Origin of the sequence: Corynebacterium pseudodiphtheriticum, assembly GCF_023509295.1 — a bacterium.
Classification (GTDB): domain Bacteria; phylum Actinomycetota; class Actinomycetes; order Mycobacteriales; family Mycobacteriaceae; genus Corynebacterium; species Corynebacterium pseudodiphtheriticum.
On sequence record NZ_CP091864.1, the window covers coordinates 1634681 to 1652920 of the forward strand.

Below are 18240 nucleotides of genomic sequence, written 5' to 3' on the forward strand. Positions count from 1 at the left end.
TTCCTGGTTGGTGCTCTCCCTCCCCCGGTCTTCTCTGAGCTATGCTCTATTGTGAGCTACAGCTTGTGAGAATATTCGGGGGATTTTTATGGATACGGCAGAAATAGTTCTGCAAGTAGCGCAGTTAGTTGTTGCATTAGCAGGCCTAATAGGGCTAGTTACAACAATCCAACAGAGGACCCATAGCGATAACCGGTCTGAATGGTGGAAACGATATACCTGGTCACTGGAAAACATAACCAGCGACAACCTGTACGTGCGTGAATCTGCGTGGCGCAACATCAACGTACTGAATAAAAGCGCATTAATTACAAAGACTGAAAAATCTCTTATTGCTGGCATTGCTTATGAATTCATCGACGACGATAATGAAGAGCAGCGCTCTGGAGGAGACGAAGATGTTTAGAGAAACCGAACCACGAGTACTTCGAGCAAAAGCTCAAGCGGCGGTCTCCGGCAGCAAAATTACAGGGGACATACTCCCCCGCTATGTCTACGAGTTAGCCGAAGAACCTGTCCCTCCAGGCGCCACAGATAAGCTTCAAAAGGGTACGCCGCCGCCTGAGGATAAAAGCTTACGCGGTCGACTCAAACGGTGGTGGCGGAGAAATTGGAGCTCAGAAGTCATCTTCGACGACTAACTTATTTCACCACTACTTCCCCGCCCGCGCCGATGCTTACCTGTGCATTCCAGGCGCGGGCTAGATTAATTCGCTGCCAATCGCCCTTGGCCGGGTCGCGATCATCTAATGGATAGCCCGACGGCAACGCGGTCTGGCGCAGGACTTCCGCGCGCTGTTCGTAGCTGAGTTCTGGGAAGCGGGTTTCCAGTAACGCTGGTGCCGCTGTGGGGACGTTCACCGGTTCATCGGTCGCGAAAATTGGTGTGAAGCCGTAGGTCATGCGTCGTGTGTAATCGGCTTCTGCTTGCTGGTCGCTGAGCGCATGCGAGTCTTCGGCAATCATCTCGACAAAAGGCTTGCCCGCGCGCCATTCCATCTCTGCGACGATCTCTGCACGCGCCTGCAGCAGCGCATCGCGCATTTTCGGATCATTCCAACGATCCGCCGCAGCCGCCTGCCCGGTCATGCGCCCGCCGATGACATCCAGAGGGAAGTGCACGCCCATCACCAGTCGCGATTCCCCAGCCTCAGAACCGCGAGCCAGCAATTGCGTACCCACTTCCGGCAGCATCATTGCCAGCAAAGTGGTAATCCACGTCGCCTGGTTGGTGTGCCCGGACGGGAACGACTTGCTGGAGCCGTCGTACAGCTCACGTTCCGGTGACTCATGGCGCTGAATGCGCTCCGGGGCTTGCACGAATGGGCGGTCGTTATTGAACAGCAGCTTTTCGGCCCGGCCCCAGCTCGCTATGCCACCGGCGCGGGCGGCATAACCGTTGCCCAGCAGGAATTCGGTCTTCGGCAGGCGTTTTTCGTGCAGAGCTTGCAAGAAGTGCTGGCCAAATTCGTCGCCAAGCGCCTCAGCTGCGGTAAACAGCACGCCGTCTTTATCGGCCAACGCATCACGGATGGCCTTGTCGACGCGTTCTGGCTGTGCATTGTTGTTGTAGTCAGCGACGATATCGAGGTTTTTACGCATCACATCCGGGTGATTGCTGCGCAGGTCTTTGAACTCACGCACCACCTCGTAATAGATACCGTACTGGTAAGAAGACACATCGGAGACGTAGCCGGTGAGGTAGCTGACATCGAAAGGCCGCGGCACCGGGGCGCCCGCGTGGTGTTGTGGACTCGCTCCGATCGAGCTCAGCGGGCTGTGCTCTGGCCCCGCACCGTGCTCGCTGGAAAGTTTCGGGGCGGGCAATTGGAGCTGTGGAATCTCAAATGGGAGTGCCAGGTGCGTGGTGTTTTGTGTCTCGCTTGCCTGGGGGCTCATTTCTGCTGCCGCGGCCGGTGAGCCGGAGGCGTCCGACGCCACAAAATTAGGAACTGCCACGAGGCTTCCTGTAACAATGGCGACGGCTAGCGGAGCGGGGACACGGCCCCTGTGCGCAACAAACGATTTCACTAGACTTTGCCTAATCATTCAAAGTGGAGATCAGGTATCATTCACCAAAATGAATTTAAGCTGCAGAAAAATACCGTGAGTGGGATAACCGCAAGTGATCTTCGCTCTCACAAGCAACTGCGACAACCTCGAGATCAGGGTCATCATTCACGGCGTCCAATTCAAGGCGCTTCATTGTTGCTTCTGACAGCGAATCATATTCGAGGATATCTAGCTTCCCGGAACGCCGATGATACTGAATAAGATATGATGCCATAACGATTGCCCTTCCGTATCAGTCTCGATGTCGCTGTTGCCGAAGCTCGGCCCGGATACAGGAAAGCTTATCATCGATCTGATCCCGAAGCTTTCGGGCCACATCATAACGCTTAGACAACTCCTTGTCTGTAAGGAGTTCATACTCAGCTATAACCTGTGACGCTTCAAAAAGCTGCCCCACAATATCCTTCGCATCCAGAGGCAAACTTGCCCCTTCATGGAGATAGCGAATTTCTCTACCAAAAATATCAGCAGCTTCTTCGTAATAGTTTGCCCACTTAGATTGCCAAGCCGTCCGGATTTGCATCTCGCTTCTACCAGCATTACCTCGGATATAGAGGTGAATGGCGCGATATCCCGAGTGGGGTTCGTCCCGACAGTCCCTGATATCTACACGCTTCGCACCACTATTTTCGAATCCGCGCTTAAAAACTTCTGCAACCTCTGTTTGCTCAGTCAGCGACAGATCGCAATCAAACCTAATGCCAGCTACATCTTGAATGTTCATTAACGGCGTGGTCTGCAACCTCTGCAGTTTTTCAAGCAAGGTGTCTTTAGTCTTTACTCGTGCGGATAATAAGTACGAACCCGAATCTGGGGTCACGGCATCACCTGCAGGACTGATGTTCATCATGAATCCAGACGTAATTTGCTCTGTAATCGAGAGTAATTCTTCGACATACACTGCATTAAACGCGATGTATTCATTAATCACTTTGACTTCAAAGTCTTGACCATCTCGCCAAAGACTTCCATGTTTATTTACTCGGCTTTTAGAAAACGGCGGATTTTCGCCCAGAAAACTCGCGCTTTTTCGGCTTGAATTCATCCCACCCCACAGAGACGTAATTAGTCAAAATATTGAGCATCTTGCGATAGCTGAATTCTAACAACTGTGAATATTATTCACTTACAAAACATATCGATTGCTAGTACTAAGATAACGGTATGCGGAAAATAGCCACCCTTGCTGCAGCAAGCTTGCTGGGCATTGCAGGTACCAGCGGTGTTCTTGGTGCGGGAACAGCCGCCGCGTTGACGAATGGCATGCCCGTCTCCCCTGAGGACGATACCGCTGCCGGGGTAGTGCAGGTAGCTAGTTGTACTGGCACCGTGGTTGCTCCTCAGTGGGTGCTGACCGCCCAGCATTGCGTCGAGGTGCCCAATTTGCAGCGCACAGTCTACACCGGCACCACCCGCGAGCAGCAGCATCGGGAAGAAAATAAATTCACCTCGGATTACGCAGTGTGGGCACCGCACGGCGATGTGGCGTTGGTGCATGTCACCGATGTGCTGCCGCAGCGTCTGGTCCGCGAGGTTCGCCGCACACCTGTGAGCTTTGGCGAACAAGGACGCGTGTACGGCTGGGGTGCTGGCACCGGCGAGACACTGCAGTATTCCCGCGCTGCAGTTGGCAAAACCACTTCTGGCGTTCGGCCACAAGGCAACGAGCATGATGCATTCGTCGTGCAGTATTTGGACGAGGCCAGGGCCGGGCGTGGCGATTCTGGTGGGCCGCTTTTTATCGACGATGAGGTTGCCGGGGTGACCTCGTTTAAAGCTCCTCAAGGTGGTGGGCGCTACTCGTTGTTTGCTTCGCTGCATGGGCTAGGCGATTGGATTGCGCAGACCACCGCTACCCCAACGCAGCCGAGCACTGGCGACGCTCCAGCTGAGACTGCCCCGCACCAGAATGGCCCTGTCGTCAAGCCCGAGCAACCAAGCACCGGGTCCGTACCTCCCGTCGCCAAGCCCGAGAACCCGAATTCCAAAAATCTACTACCCCAGAATCCGCAGACCGAGCCACCACGTGGGCCGCAAGCCACACCAGGCCGCGGCGGTACTGGTGGCGCAGGCGGCTCCAGCCTGGGACTGTCGTCTTTTTAGCGCCCCGGCACATTCCGGCCACAGCCAAGCCCCAGGCCGCAGCCCCAAGCTCAGCGCCCCTGCATTTTCGGCGCCGCAGAAACCTGCCGGATGGTGATGTTGATCCGGCCTTGTGCCAGCCCGCAGCCGTCGGGAAGCGTGGCATCATTCACGCGTACCACCCCGTGATAAGCAAAACGCTTCGGCCCGCCGAAAACCACCAGGTCGCCGGAGCACAGCGTCACATCGTCCCAGGGTTGGGTTCGCGATTCGGTATGCCCCATGCGGAACAACGCTTCGTCGCCAATGGAGAGCGAAATGACCGGCGCCCGGGATTCCTCGAATTCGTCGACGTGCATGCCCATCCCGGAACCCGGCGGATAGTAGTTGACCAGCACCATCTCTGGCACGAAGGTCTCTACCCACGGGGCCAGTTCCTCGGCAACCCCTGCTGCCGCGCGCAACGCTACCGGCGCCAACGCCACCAGGCTGTCTGGCACTGGCGGGACGGTGGTGCCAGCAATCTTGTCGACGTACCGGTAACTCGGATAGTGCCAGTACCTGCCTAAATGCAGCTGGTACACGCTCATTTGCCCGCCGGATTTTAACGTCGGGCGCAGCATCGCCATTGGAGTGTCCGCGTATGTGCGGGCAATCTCGCGAACCTCGCGCACTAGCTCTGCTTGCTTGTCGACGCCCAACCACCCCGGCAGGTGCGCCACGCCCGGCGCGATGCGCTCACTCGGGCGCGGCAGAGAGTCAAAGAGCATGCTCTCACCGTATCGGCTGCTGTGGGCTGTGTCGACGGGTGGCACCCCGTCTATAGGCGAATCCCGATTCCTTTTAGCATCTCCATGACGTTGTGCTTCAGTTGTGCAAAGCCTGGATCGTTATTCAACAAATGAATAATTCCCCCAAATACTGCTGCCATTACTCCGAGCCCGGTGATGACCTTGAAGATTTTACCGAGCGTGTTATCCGGCTGTTCCGTTGCTGGTTGGTCATCGACAACGATGATGGTTGTGATCTCGTCCGTCGAGCCGTCTGGGTAGGTCACCACAATCGTGGCGGTTTGTATTCCCGGCCGGGAGGTGTCAAGCGGTGTTTTCCAAGCATAGGTGGTGTCTGCTGGCAATTGCGCAGTATTTGTCAGGGCATCTTGTGCCTGGACGGCTGCGCCAGGAGCAACTGTGACTGAGGTGTGTGGTGCGGGTGAATATTCTTCCGCCATGGTCTTTCCAGGTTTCGCGCCTGGGGTAGCGGGATCTTGGTTATCCCCATGATCACTGCCTGCTGGCACATCCTCGACTGGGATTTTGGCAGTCAGTTTGATCGGTGCGGGTGCTTTATCCGCATCCAGGCTAGCGCCCGTGGTGTACCACCATGCCCGGGTGTCCGGGGAAAGATAATCAATGAATTCTTTCGGCCACGAGTTGGGATATTGCTTCTCTTCTCCTTGATAGGCACGACCATAGAATTCGGGTGTTGCTTCGAAGGTGATGTCTCCACCGGCAATGTCTATTGTCGAAGAGCTAAATGTGGCGACAGTGACGCGTTTGTAGCCCTCGCTCTTTTTATCTTCATAGACCGACCAGGCAACATCCATAGTCAAGGCACCGGAGCCGTCTGCATTGACCTGTAGTTCGGGATTACCCATCGTCGTGATTACGTGCGGGGCGAGCGTGGGGTAATGCTTGATGCGGAAACCGTTGCCAAAAGACAAGTGCATTTGTTTAGTGGTTGTATCGAACCATCCTTGGGCGCGAGTGAAGCTTGGCAGATAGTTATCCACTGTCACTGCTTCGCCTAGGGCTTCTACTGACCACGCCTTCAGGTATTCGTTGATTCCCCAGCGCAAATTCGCCTCTTTTACGTCGACGGCGCTAGCCGGTTTGTGGACTGCCGCATCCTGGGGTTGTTCCGGGCCGTTCCAGCCTGTGCTGTCGGCGTCGACTGGTGGTTTCTGGTTCTCGCCGGAGGGCTGCAAAGGGGTAATCGCCGGTGTTGGCCCGGTTCGATGCAGCTGGCTTACTCGGGAATGTTCTTTATAGGGGTGTGAAACGTAGGCGACATTGCCCGTAGAGTTTCCCGTAACGACAGCGAGGTTAGCTTCGCCAGTACCGTAGCCGCTCGTGACGCCCAGCTCAGTGAAATCGATCTTTTCGGTGACAGTCCAGGTTTCCGGGCTCACGACTGACACACGGTTGTCGTCAGCTGCTGCCGCATAAATTTCATGTGTGCGCGGGTTAACGTGTAGCGAGTTAACCTTGGTTCCGACTTCGATCGGCGTGCCAAGGAATTTGCCGGTCGCTGCATCAAGCGTGAGTATCTTGCTCTCTGTGAACTCGTCTTGCAAAGTTGGCTTGACGACGACGTACAGGTGCCCGAGTTCTGAGTCAAAAGCTAGCTCGTATGGGCGCCCGCCTACTGCGGCCCCCTGAAAACTGGTTTCCGCGACGGGAATAGCCAGGTCTTGCACCCATTGCTTGGCTGCAGTGTTGTATCCAGTGATAACGTTTTCGCGGCCTGCGCTGATCCACAGCATCTTGCGGGTTGCATCGTAGACTAGGCCATTAATCGACGGGTATTTTTCCGTGCTAACTGAGATCGGCGCACTCACGGTTGCGTTCGTGGGATCTACATGAACCAGGGATTTCGAATCGTAAATATAGATTGCACCGGTATCTGTGTCTTCCACCATGCCCTTCGGGAACCTCGGGGTCCCAGAAATCTGTCGTACCACGGTTCCGTCATCTGCATTAAAGACGGTGAGTTTTCCCTCGCGTTGGTGTAGAGCGTAGATATATTTTCCGTCGTTGCTCAGAGAAATCTGTACTAGCGCTTCTTTGCTTGGCGCCCAATACACGGTCTCAGATGGTTTCTGGGTTTCCAGGTCGAACCACGTTATTCCGCTGGGGCTCTCCCCTAGCTTGTCGACGGCTACCCAGCCGCGTCCGCGTTTTTCGTCGATGAGAATGTCTCTGGCGACTTCCCCAGCAGCAAACGTCGCAGTGACTTGATGGTTTTTGCTTTGTTGCTCTTTTTGTGGCGTTGGCGCGGTTTCACTGTGTGGCACTTCATCGCGTGGTACTTCGCCGGGCGCTTTTCCACTATCCAGCGTTGTGCCACGTGCTGCTTCTTGCGTCGCAGGTTGGGCAAAAGCTGGTTGTACAACGCTAAGGTGTATGCCGGTAACAGACATGCTTATTGCGGCCGCAATCCATATTTTGCGGAGGTTATGAGATTTTTGCACCGAATTAGCTTACCCTAAACAAATACGGCTCAACAAGGCTATGCGCTTCGGTTTGTATGCGCTCACCCCGCAGCCGGCGCCACCCACAGTGGGCAACTACCTGCGACGGGCGGATCCCGGCAACGAGCACATCCCCCGATATGTTTACGCAATCGACATTAGACATGTTTAATGTCGATTTTTCGACTGAAAATCGACATTACTCACCAATATGTTTATTCTTTCGACATGAGCAGCACCACGTTCGATCCCAACCGGCCTTTCAACGAGCTTCCACCTCTGCCCCCTGCCCAAGTCGTCGAAACCGTTCCGGTGCTCAAAGCGATTATTGCTGCAAAAGAAAAACTTGCTGAGCTACGCACCGCTTGCCAGCTTATTCCCAATCCGGAGATTCTTACTTCCACGATTCCGTTGCGCGAAGCACGCGCGTCTACAGAGATCGAAAACATCGTAACCACAAACGATGAACTTTTCCGCGCTGCCTGGAACGTTGACGCAGAGCCGACCCCGGCAACTAAAGAAGCTCTGCGCTATAACGCCGCCTTGCATGCAGGCTTGGAATCGATCGGCCAACGGCCACTATCTGCCAAGACCACGCAAATAGTCTGCGGAACTTTGCAAAGCGATGAACCGCGCATCGCGCCGTTTCGCTCTTACCCTGGAACGTTTATCGGTAACCCGCATACGCAACAGCGCATCTACACTCCCCCTGAGGGGCGAGAAGTGATTGAACAGCACTTATCGCGTTGGGAGCGCTATATTTATAGCGAGCATGACGTTGATTCTTTGGTAAAGATGGCTCTGCTGCATTATCAGTTCGAAGCCATCCACCCGTTTGCCGACGGTAACGGACGCACAGGGCGTATCCTCAATGTGCTGTATCTACTGCAAGAAGCCCTGCTTCCGTTCCCTGTGCTTTATTTATCTGGCTATATCGTGGAGAACAAGGCGCAATATTATCGTTGCTTGAACCGAGTGACAACGGAATCTGCCTGGGAAGATTGGCTTTTGTTTATGATCCACGGCGTGGAGGCTGCAGCCACCGACGCCGCCACTATGATCGCGGACTTACGTCAGATACAAGATGGGATCACGGCTGCTATCCGTGATGCAGGCGTTATTAGTCCGGCTAAAGAAATGTCTGAAATCACGATGATGCGCCCGTACCTACGCATTCAGGATGTGGAAGACAGCGGACTAGTGAAAAGACAAACGGCTGCAACGTGGCTTAATCATCTGGTTAGTATTGGGGTGTTAAGCGAAATTAAGCGGGGCCGTCAGCGTATTTTCATTAACGACGCCGCATTGCGCGTACTCACACGGGAGTAGGGTCCACGACGATTTTAAGTCTGTCTATGCTTGCCGACGCCACCGCCGAGCAACCCGCTGATCACCGCAAATACTCACACGCTGCCGAGACCAACGCCCTGGTTCCGGTTTCTAGAGTCGGCTGCAGAACCGGCGCGAATTTCGGGCTATGGTTCGGGATGCTCACGCCTTCCGGCGCCCCACCCAGTAGCCAGAAGCAGTACGGTGTGCCGAAGGCGTCGGCAAGCACGGAGAAATCTTCCGAGGCCGTCAGTGGTTCGATGCGGTGCACGTTCTTCTCGCCCAGGTCACGCCCGAAGCTCGCGGTTAACCGGCTGGCCACCACGTCGTCGTTGTCTGTGACCGGGAAGGATTCGTAATAGCGGAACTCCGGCTCCCGCGGCGCACCAGCAGCTGCGGCTTCCCCGCGAGTGATCCGCTCGATCGCCGCCAGGATCTTCGCGCGCACTGCTTCGTCGTAGGCTCGCACGTTCAGCTTCAGCCGTGCGGTTTCCGGGATGACGTTCGGGCGTGTGCCAGCTTCCACGACACCGACGGTGACCACCCCGAATTCGTGCGGGCTCAGCTCACGCGCCACGATCGTCTGCAAGCGCTGCACCACGTGTGCTGCCAGCACAATCGGGTCGACGCCCAGGTGTGGCATTGAACCGTGCGAGCCGCGCCCGTGCAGCGTGATGTCCACGTTCACTGCCGTCGACATGAACGGCCCCGGTACCACGCCGACGTGCCCAGCCGGCACCGGGCCACAGAAAACGTGCTGCCCCAGCACCACATCTGGCTTGTCGACGCGTTCCACTAGCCCGTCGGCAACCATCGACTTTGAGCCCTCGCCGGTTTCTTCGCCCGGCTGGAACAGCAGTTGCAACCGGCCGGACCACTGTTCACGGTGGCGCATCATCAGCGCCCCCATCGCCAGCAACGATGCCACGTGGCAATCGTGCCCGCAGGCGTGCATGACGGGGACGGTTTTGCCTTCTGGGTTCACTGCCGTTGCCTTCGAGGCATAGTCCAGCTCGGTTTCCTCGCGCACCGGCAGCGCATCAAAATCTGCGCGCAGCATGACCGTCGCCCCTGGCCCATTGTCCAGCGTGCCGACGAGCCCGCCACCGATCTTGTCTACGCGATACCCCAGCGCCTCCAGCTCACGAGCGATCACCCCGCGCGTGCGTGCCTCCTGCATGCTCAGCTCGGGGTTGCGGTGCAGGTCCAGGTAAATCTCGGTTTGCCACTGCTGCACCGAGGCGTAGTCGCCCATGATCGTAGTAACCGCGCTAGCAGCATCCATGAACTTTGCTCCTTACAACAACACATTCGCAATCGCGGCGGAGCCCACGAAGGTTCCGGTGAACACCAGCAGTGCGATCACGGCAATCTGCACGCCGGATTTTTTGAAGATCGAGACTTCCGTGCGCGAGATCGCCAACCCGGAATACGTTAACGCCGGGGTGAGCAGTGCCAGCATATTCAGCTGATCCGTCGCGGCAATGAATGCTTCCGACCATGGCAAAAACGGCAGCGCTGCCAGGATCGCCACCACGGAAATCCACGCCACGTTGGGCACGCCGATGCGCACGTACTTCGTAATCAGCAGTCCGCCAATGCAGCAGACGTAGAGGATCATCATGCCCGGCGCGGCAGCCAGCGGGTTTACCCCGGAATTTACCCAGTTCACTACCAGCGCCAGCGCGCACACCCACACCAGCGCAGCCAGTACTGTGCGGATCGGCAGCTCGGTGTCGCCTTCTTGGCCGGATTCCCATTCTTCGTCGGTGTATGCACTGAAGTTGCTTGCCGACGCCTTCTGCCGTCGCATTTTCGCCAGCACCGTAAACAGGCGTTCTGCCAGTGGTAGCGCGATGAACGCGGAAACGAATAATCCGGTGCCGTAGGTAAGCAGGTTGCTGGTGGCCGCGAAGGCGCTGATCTCGTTGGCGGCATCCGGCACGGTTTCTGCCAACGCCGTGGAGCACGCGCCCATCATGCTGCCGGAGCCCACGCCACAGGCCATGGCTAGCGAGCGAATATCGAATACCTCCCAGGAGGCGAATAGCCCGGCCACCAGCGAGAAGTACACGCCTCCGAAGACGGTGCCCATGACGTAGACGCCCATCACGCCGATGCCTTCGGAGGATTTCAGACCGTATCTATCCGCAACCAGCGCGATATTTGGTTCTCGTGCAATCGAGTGCGTCGCACCGATAGTTTCGCGCCCCATGTTGAACAGCAGCACGGCGACTGGCATGGCAATCAGCAGTGTGGCAACGTTGCCGAGTTCTTGCAGGATCAACGCTGGCCCGGCTGCGATGATGTCGCCGATTTGCGGGCCAATGCCGATGGCGAATTTCGCCATGAACGGCATCATGCAGATGAGAATCCACCGCGGCGCAATACCTGCGCCCTGCTTGCCGACGACGTTGCCCAGGCCAGAAACAATATTCGGGTTGAACAACAGCGAGAAGAAAAACGCGTACAGCAGCGGCAACAGAACTACCATGCCGATGCCGATGTCGATCTGGATGATGCCGATGACCTCTGCCAGGCATGCGAGCACCAACACGACTAGGTGCAGGCGCCAATGCATCAGGCGTGCGATAGTTTCAGCCATATAAGAAATTAAACTAGATGAATAACACCGCACAAAATACTGTATTCACGCTGTATAGCCACAGTTTAGGCGGGCTAGCTCAAATGTATACCGCGCTACCACCGAGCCTCTGCTTTACCCTGCATGACAAGTTCGTAATGTGGCAAGAGCGTCTCTTCAGTTTTTGAGGTTAATCTTTTAAGGTCAAGTAGCTTGAGTGCTTCACGCATCACTTTCTCCCGATCATCAGTTTTAGCGCGAATCCTGCCTTTCAGCACATACCGGGTAAGCTCATCGAACGGAATCTCGTCGATTTTTCGTGGCCCCCGAGTACGCAGTTTCATAGGACTCTGATGTGGCAGATAAAACGTGTATTCTGCAAAATCTCCTCTTTCAGGTTTCTGGGATACCCTCAGTTCGCCAGTTCTTATAAGGCTGCTCAAGATTTTCTTCCCCCGAAGCTCCACATACTTCGTCACCCGAATATCACCTGCACATTTAACGTATCGTGAATACAGATAGCTTCCTGTCATCGGTGCCTCTTGGCTCAGTATTCTTAAAAAGCCTTCTGCTAGTTCGCCATCACTTGCATCCTGCACCGATACCGTAGATCCCGTAAACTCAACGTACGGAACAGACGCTTTCCTCACATCCGCAGCTGACAACGTCTCTTCGCCGTCAGACGCAGTTTTTTCAATTGCCGATGCAAACTCGGTAGCTGCTAGCTGGTTGTCGAAATCGGGCGTTGCGAACATTTTGTTTTCTTTATAGGTAGAAATATCTTCGCTGTTTAAAATCGGGCTGCCTGCGTACAGCCGCTCGCCTTCCACAGACGAGTCTTCGGCCGCACCGTCATTTTCTGAGAATGCATCTACAGCTAGGGTTGTCAGCGAATCTGGTTCGCCATCCGCATAAACTGCTTCGAGAATCTCTACATTTTTGGAGGCTTCAAACGTGGGGGCATCAGCACTCGCGGGAGTTATCCCCAGCTCATTTAGCTGACTCCATACTTTTTGCATCTGCGCATCAGAATCCAAATAGAAATCTGATTCGAAAATACGCACAAATGTCCATCCCAGCCGCTCCAGTTCGCGTTGCCGGTGCTGATCCCGCAACGCATTCTGATCACTATGCCAATAATCCCCGTCACATTCTACGGCTAAACGTCCTTGAACTCCTGTCACCACGAGATCTATTCGATATCCAAGCTCTGGATACTGTGGGGTAACTTGGTAACCATTTTCCACAATTCTGTTGTAAACCCGCTGTTCAAATAGGGAATCAAACGGTTCTACGCGAACATCATTCGGCACACTGGCACTAACGGCAAGCTCGGGTGCTTTCTCTGCCACGCCATAGGCATATTGCAAAAGTTGCGCACGAATATCATTCGGGTTTAAGTCATCGAAACCAATTGAGTGGAATAACCACACTTGATCTTTCGCACGACTAACTGCCACGTTATACCGTTGCAAAGTTTCTTTTTTGGCCAACAAAGAGGCCTTTTTACCCGGGATGACCGGTTGCACCATCGATAGGAACATAACGTCGCGCTCAGCACCCTGGAATTCGGCCGGGCTGCCCACCTTAAGGTCACGTTTTTGCCATACTTCAGGCAAAACTTTTTCTATGAGTCGAGCTTGAATGTATGCCGCCTGGCCTGAATCACTAAGCAAAGAGATCACGCCAATTGTTTTGCCATCATACTGCGGATCATCAAGCACAGAAACCAAGCGTTCTACGAGAGTATCAGCTTCAGCTTGGTTGACCTTTTTCGACTTGTTAGCAGCCCAGAACGCATTCGGAGTTCGGGTAATTTTGAATGGAGCTAGGCGGTCCGCTTCAGGTTCACGAACAGGCTTCAATGAAATATTCTCAGGCTCATAGATAAACCGATTAGAGAACCCGATAATTTCGGGTACGCACCGCCGGTGCTCTTCCAGTGTAATGCGACCACCGTATCGCATATTCGCTTCATCAAAGAGTGAGCGCGCAGGATCTGCCCAAGAGTCAATCTTGTCAAAATCCGAAAGATATTGCTGAGCAAGCTTCCGAATCCCATCCTGATTACGGAAACTCGTGGGTGAGACCTGCTTGTCGTCTCCAATGACAACCATTCGCGGGGCGAGATATTGGAGAAAAATAGCATCGATTCCAGACTGTGAAGCCTCATCCACAATGACCACATCAAACATATTTTCGGTTAGATCAAATTGCTCCACTACTTTGTAAATTGGCATAATCCATACCGGCACGGCAGACCGACAAGAGGCAAGATGTTTGCGGACGTCCCTCTTGTGTTGCGCTGCATATTTTCCGGTTCCTTTACCCAACCGCTTTACCGCTTGGCTATAGGCAACAAGGTTTGACTGTGTAGCCGGATCAATTCGGTCTTTACCAACCGCTTTTGACCAGGCTCGAGCTGCGGCAAGCTCCGAAATCGTGGCGGAGATACGCTGGTCAATCATCCGAATCGCACTCGATAGCTCCTCGAGGTCTATACGCGAACGTTGCTTAATTTTTTCTCCCGCCAGCGCCCAGAATCGAGCTTTGTCGGTCTCGCTAGCACGTGCACGCCAGACAGTGCTATCAACCGAGTTCACTACCATCTGTACGAAAAGTGCTGACCAGCGGCTAGCCTTCGAGGTAAGTTCATTCCGTCGACGAATAGGTCCTGATAAAGCAGCTTGCCCTCTAGCTGACTCTAACGCTGTCCGGTACTGTTCAACATCACGGCTTTCCAATGCTGATTGCAGTCCATCGATCCAAGCAAGCGGTCCGAGCGTCGATTTTGCAATACGGGTTGTCTCTACTCCAAGACTGATTAGCTCGGCGTATCCTGCGGCCTTAGTCTGTGCATCAGATAGCGCTTTCAGTTGCCGTAGCTTACCCGGAAAACTGTCAAGGTCGGCTATGCCAACGCCAAAGCCAAGATTATTGAATTCGGCTATTCGAGAAACAATCTCTTCGACTTGTTCCACAGAGGTCGAAAAAGTTTCAAGTTCATGTTGCCAAAACCCAATTTTTTCTCGGGGCGTCAAATTACTTGCAGGTTGCGAATAGTTCCAGGAGCGCTGCAATGCCCCTAGTGCCCATTCAAGCTCCACGTAGTCAAGGTACGCATCGATCTCAGCTGAAGAGGTCGGCGGTACACCGTTAATACGGACTTGTTCAAAGAACGGAAAGGAATCTTTGATGATTGGCTTAGTGAACAAGCCAGCTTTCGGAAGACCATCAACTTTAGTTTTGATGACGCCACCATCTTGGAGGAATTTTTGCAGCGCCCGGGCAATCGGCACAAAAGAGTCAACATTTCCTTTGATGTCAATGGCCCTTAAATTGTCCAGTTTTTGCCCTCGAGTTTTGGCAGCAGCAAAATCGTTCGTCAAGGATTCAACGGCGTTCTTCCACTTGAAAAGGTTCTTGGACCGCGCATCAGAAAGCAACGCATCCACCCAAGGCAGAGAATCACGGTGCATCGCCTGCAACTTCTCGACAGCGCTTTCTGCTTCCCCAGACAACTCGGTTTGCTTCGCTGCTGCAAGCTGCGACCACGACGCTAGTTCACTAGAAGAAATTTGTGCTGCGAATTCTCCATCAAACGAATCCAGTTCCCGTTCGGCTTCGACTAAGCGAACCAGCTCCTCCACGGTTGGCAAGATACTAAAATCAATCTCGTCACCGTTTTCCGTTACATCAGTTCCAGAGAGCTCTTCAGAATCGAGCAGTGAAAACCATTCATCCAACTCTTGGGGTGTCAATGGAAATGGCTGATTAAGGTCGGGAACCTGCAAGGAGTCAATCCACTCATACATGGGCTTGTCTGCCAACCATTTTTCCACCGCATGGGACATCTGCATGTCATAGCCTGGAATCGCCAAGTTGTCCCTCTCAGATTCCATAAGAGAGGTCCATTTTCTCAATTCGGCAGTTCTTTGTTCCTGCAGCTGGTTAAGGCTAGATTCTAGAGCATGTATATCACGGGTTGCCGCCGCGTGATCGTAGTCGCTCGACCGTCGGCTTATCGTGTCAACAGCTACTTCTAGCTCAGCTAAATCCGATTGTCCCGAGTTAATCACAGACACAGCTAGTTCCCGGATCTCCTCCGGGAGTTTGTCGCGTAATTCGTACAGTGCCCGAGCTGCTTGTGCTGTCACGAGAACTCGCTTGCCTTGGGCTAGCAAATGCGACAACAGAGCGGCAGCCATATGCGTTTTCCCTGTCCCCGGAGGCCCCTGGACAATGGTCTGCGCATGCGTGTCTACGTGTTTTAACACCTGGAGCTGTTTAGCATTCAACGGCAATGGGGTAAATATCTCACTGTTTGATTCGAAAGTCGCCCCAGGCTCTTCTACCGGCTGAACCTCTGCTTGAGAATTTGGATCAATCAAGGTAGCTAACCCTGCAGGAACTACGCCCGCTACTTCAATAGCGTTAGCTATATTCTTGAACGCAGAGGCAAAACCAGTTTGTTGACGCTTTCTTAAGATGATCGTGGGTTGCCATGAGATCACGGGACGTTCTGAAACAGCTTGTTGCCGCCAATCTGGGTGATATACAGCTTGAGTATCGAGCCCGTGTGCTGTCACTGCCCCCAAGCTGGCAAACGCTGCCGGGTCAAAAACTTCTCCATCGAAACGCGATAGTTCAGTCTTGACGTCGGATAGAAAGGTGCCATCATGCAGACAGTCCGCGGGCACCGCGTCGAATTCCGTCTTCAATTCACCGTCACCGAGCGTAATTTCAATATCCCCGGTAATCTTATCGCGTCGAATGCTCAGCCCAGAAGTAAACAGATGGCGGTCGATTCTCACCCCGCCTTCTCTTTTCCAGGTTAAGTTACCCAGGCCCAAAATCAGTTCGAACTCATCAGCGTGCTGGTTTGCGCTGGTTTGGATTTCAAATAAATCTTTATACGCTAGAGAATATTTTTCTGCGGTGGCCCATGTCCGCCAACTCGCCATCCACTCATCCAGTTGCACCCGATCTTGCTCTGAGCCTACCATCTCGGTATCAATCTTTGGCTCCTGCAACGCATCATCTACGCTGCCAATAACGAAGTTTTCCAGCTGTGTCGGTAAACTTGGGCGCTCAAGGGCTGCTGGTTTTTTAAAAGATACCAGAAGACTATCTTCACTGTCTTTTAGGCTAAGATACGTTTCTTCCAAATCTAAAGTGCTACAAATTGGCTCGCCAAATTTAACCTGCCCCGTACTCTGCGCTAATTCTTTTAGACGTTCAAAGGTTAATACCTTTCCTCCGTCTTTTTTATACTCTGCCGTAGAAAAGATGATCTTTTCTTTCGTCTTCTGCAAAGCGGAAAGAAATTCGAACAGACGTGAAGCTTTATCAGCGTTAACCTGCACCGGCGATTCTCCAAACTACGTACTACGAGGGTTACCCGCGACGAAAAATACGCCGGAGCACACTAGGAATAGACATATCTTACTATCCTTAACCGCCGTAATATACAGCGCAATTGTTGCAGTACAAGCCTCAGAAACTTTGCTCCACCCCGAGTAACAACACCCCCTCTCTCATTTGAGCTGTGCAGGTGAGAGGCTTGGAGAGGGGTTTACTGCGACGTAACCAACCGCGTCTACAACCGCTGGGCGATCCGCACGCCAGCTACCGGTACCGCTTCGGGACTTCTGCTTGACCTAACGTCAGCATCAATCGATTAGCCCAGTTGAAGAACGCCGAGGAATAGATCAGGTCTAGAATCGACTGTTCATCAAAGCCAAACTCGCGAAGCTCCGCACACTGTGCAGCGTCGAAGGCAAACGGTGTGCTCGTCAGGGCAACCGCCGTTCCGCGAATCAGATCCCATTTCTTTGAGCCAAGGTCCGCCGTAATGCCCTCATCGAGTAGCCGTTGCACCGCTGCTGATTCACCGCCCTCGTCGATGCAGCGTGCTTGGTGCACCGTAGCGCAATATTCGCAGCCGTTGTAGCGCGAAACCACGGTTGCTGCGAGCTCCCGGTCGGCGCGCGAGAGCCCACCTTCGGTGTTGTAGAAAATATCCAGGTCCGTGAGTGTGCGGGCTTTCAACGCGTCTGGGTCACGGGCAAGCAACCGAAAATACGCGATACCGGCACGTTCAGGCTTAATGAGCGCATCAATATGCTTATCGTTAAGTTCTTCTTTTTCCAGCGGGGCGATCCACGGCAGCCAGCCCAATGGGTGGTTCACAAAGTGACTAGGCGCAACAGAGTCATGCACGAGAATATTCGAGGTGGTTTCCCAGCCCGTGTTCTTCGTCCCTGGAGCACGATCGACTGTAGGCGTATGCGGGTTCTGCCCCGCCATCACTCGCAGGCCATGCACTACGCGCACCTGGAACGCAAGGAACGCCACCAACTGCGAAAGGCTAACGATCTCAGTTGCGCTCCAACCGGCGGCATCCAGGTTCCCCAACGCCTGTGGGGACGCATCCTTCGGATGGAATGCCACCAGGTGTGCCCAGGAAAAGGCTGCTGCCAAGCGGGCACCAAGCGCTGCTTCACCACTCTCGGCGTCACCGTCGCTCGCCGTAACGTCACCCGCAGCAACATCGCCCGTATCACCAGTGCCACCGAACACGACAAATTCACCATCGTGGTACGGTCCAGTCGACGCCCCACGGGCACTGGCGGCACGCACTGCCGCAATCAGCTCTTCGTCGGCTTCGTCAGCAAGCAAATCGGAATAAAAGTCCGCGGCTTTTTCTTCCCCAAACAAAGCGGCCGTAAACGCAGCAACGGCATAACGCTCTGCGTAGGAAAAATTGCCTGGATCTTCCGGCTCCAGAAGTGCCGAAAAGCTCGCTTGCGCATTGTGCAACGCATCGGGACGAGCATTGCGTAGCTCCTCGATTTCCGGTGCTGCCGCAGCCAGGTTGTTAATGATATCCGCCATAGTGTTTCTCCTTTTCCGATCC

General features: G+C 54.2%; 12 protein-coding genes. 3 read left to right on the forward strand and 9 right to left on the reverse strand.

The genetic code is table 11. The annotated features are described in order from the left end of the window. Positions 1–88: 88 nt before the first annotated feature. Positions 89–406: a hypothetical protein gene (locus L9H78_RS07330; protein ID WP_249619687.1), complete on the forward strand. Its 318-nt coding sequence runs from the start codon at positions 89–91 to the stop codon at positions 404–406. 236 nt (positions 407–642) lie between these two features. Here L9H78_RS07330 and L9H78_RS07335 read toward each other — a convergent pair whose 3' ends face one another. The 3 genes from L9H78_RS07335 to L9H78_RS07345 all read right to left on the reverse strand — a co-directional run bounded on the left by L9H78_RS07335 (position 643) and on the right by L9H78_RS07345 (position 3118). Beyond that, positions 643–1959 carry an acid phosphatase gene (locus tag L9H78_RS07335; RefSeq protein ID WP_249619688.1) on the reverse strand — a complete coding sequence of 439 codons (1317 nt, stop codon included), beginning with the start codon at positions 1957–1959 and terminating at the stop codon, positions 643–645. Positions 1960–2086: 127 nt separating this feature from the next. After that, positions 2087–2287, reverse strand: a complete 201-nt coding sequence (locus L9H78_RS07340) for a hypothetical protein (protein ID WP_018120433.1) — start codon at positions 2285–2287, stop codon at positions 2087–2089. Positions 2288–2305: 18 nt separating this feature from the next. Next, complete coding sequence (locus tag L9H78_RS07345; protein WP_249619689.1) at positions 2306–3118, reverse strand: GTP pyrophosphokinase; 813 nt, start codon at positions 3116–3118, stop codon at positions 2306–2308. A 119-nt stretch (positions 3119–3237) separates the two neighbouring features. Between L9H78_RS07345 and L9H78_RS07350 the strand changes: the two genes are divergently transcribed. After that, complete coding sequence (locus L9H78_RS07350; RefSeq protein WP_249619690.1) at positions 3238–4176, forward strand: S1 family peptidase; 939 nt, start codon at positions 3238–3240, stop codon at positions 4174–4176. A 50-nt stretch (positions 4177–4226) separates the two neighbouring features. On the opposite strand, the gene L9H78_RS07355 is transcribed toward L9H78_RS07350, so the two are convergent. Then, on the reverse strand, positions 4227–4925 hold the full coding sequence (locus L9H78_RS07355; RefSeq protein WP_249619691.1) for an alpha-ketoglutarate-dependent dioxygenase AlkB family protein: 699 nt from the start codon (positions 4923–4925) through the stop codon (positions 4227–4229). 50 nt (positions 4926–4975) lie between these two features. After that, positions 4976–7357, reverse strand: a complete 2382-nt coding sequence (locus tag L9H78_RS10550; protein ID WP_283775195.1) for a Rib/alpha-like domain-containing protein — start codon at positions 7355–7357, stop codon at positions 4976–4978. Positions 7358–7579: 222 nt separating this feature from the next. Here L9H78_RS10550 and L9H78_RS07365 point away from each other — a divergent pair, with 222 nt between their 5' ends. After that, positions 7580–8737, forward strand: a complete 1158-nt coding sequence (locus L9H78_RS07365) for a Fic family protein (protein ID WP_249619692.1) — start codon at positions 7580–7582, stop codon at positions 8735–8737. A gap of 61 nt (positions 8738–8798) precedes the next feature. Here L9H78_RS07365 and L9H78_RS07370 read toward each other — a convergent pair whose 3' ends face one another. The 4 genes from L9H78_RS07370 to L9H78_RS07385 form a co-directional block, all read right to left on the reverse strand. Then, complete coding sequence (locus L9H78_RS07370) at positions 8799–10022, reverse strand: amidohydrolase (protein ID WP_249619693.1); 1224 nt, start codon at positions 10020–10022, stop codon at positions 8799–8801. Between the two features lie 12 nt (positions 10023–10034). Further along, positions 10035–11342 carry a DUF3100 domain-containing protein gene (locus L9H78_RS07375; protein WP_249619694.1) on the reverse strand — a complete coding sequence of 436 codons (1308 nt, stop codon included), beginning with the start codon at positions 11340–11342 and terminating at the stop codon, positions 10035–10037. A gap of 95 nt (positions 11343–11437) precedes the next feature. Next, positions 11438–16687 (reverse strand): AAA domain-containing protein, encoded by a 5250-nt coding sequence (locus L9H78_RS07380; protein WP_249619695.1) that lies wholly within the window; start codon positions 16685–16687, stop codon positions 11438–11440. 262 nt (positions 16688–16949) lie between these two features. Further along, the gene (locus tag L9H78_RS07385) at positions 16950–18218 is read right to left on the reverse strand and encodes an alkylhydroperoxidase domain protein (protein WP_249619696.1); all 1269 of its coding nucleotides are present in this window, start codon (positions 18216–18218) and stop codon (positions 16950–16952) included. Positions 18219–18240: the final 22 nt, after the last annotated feature.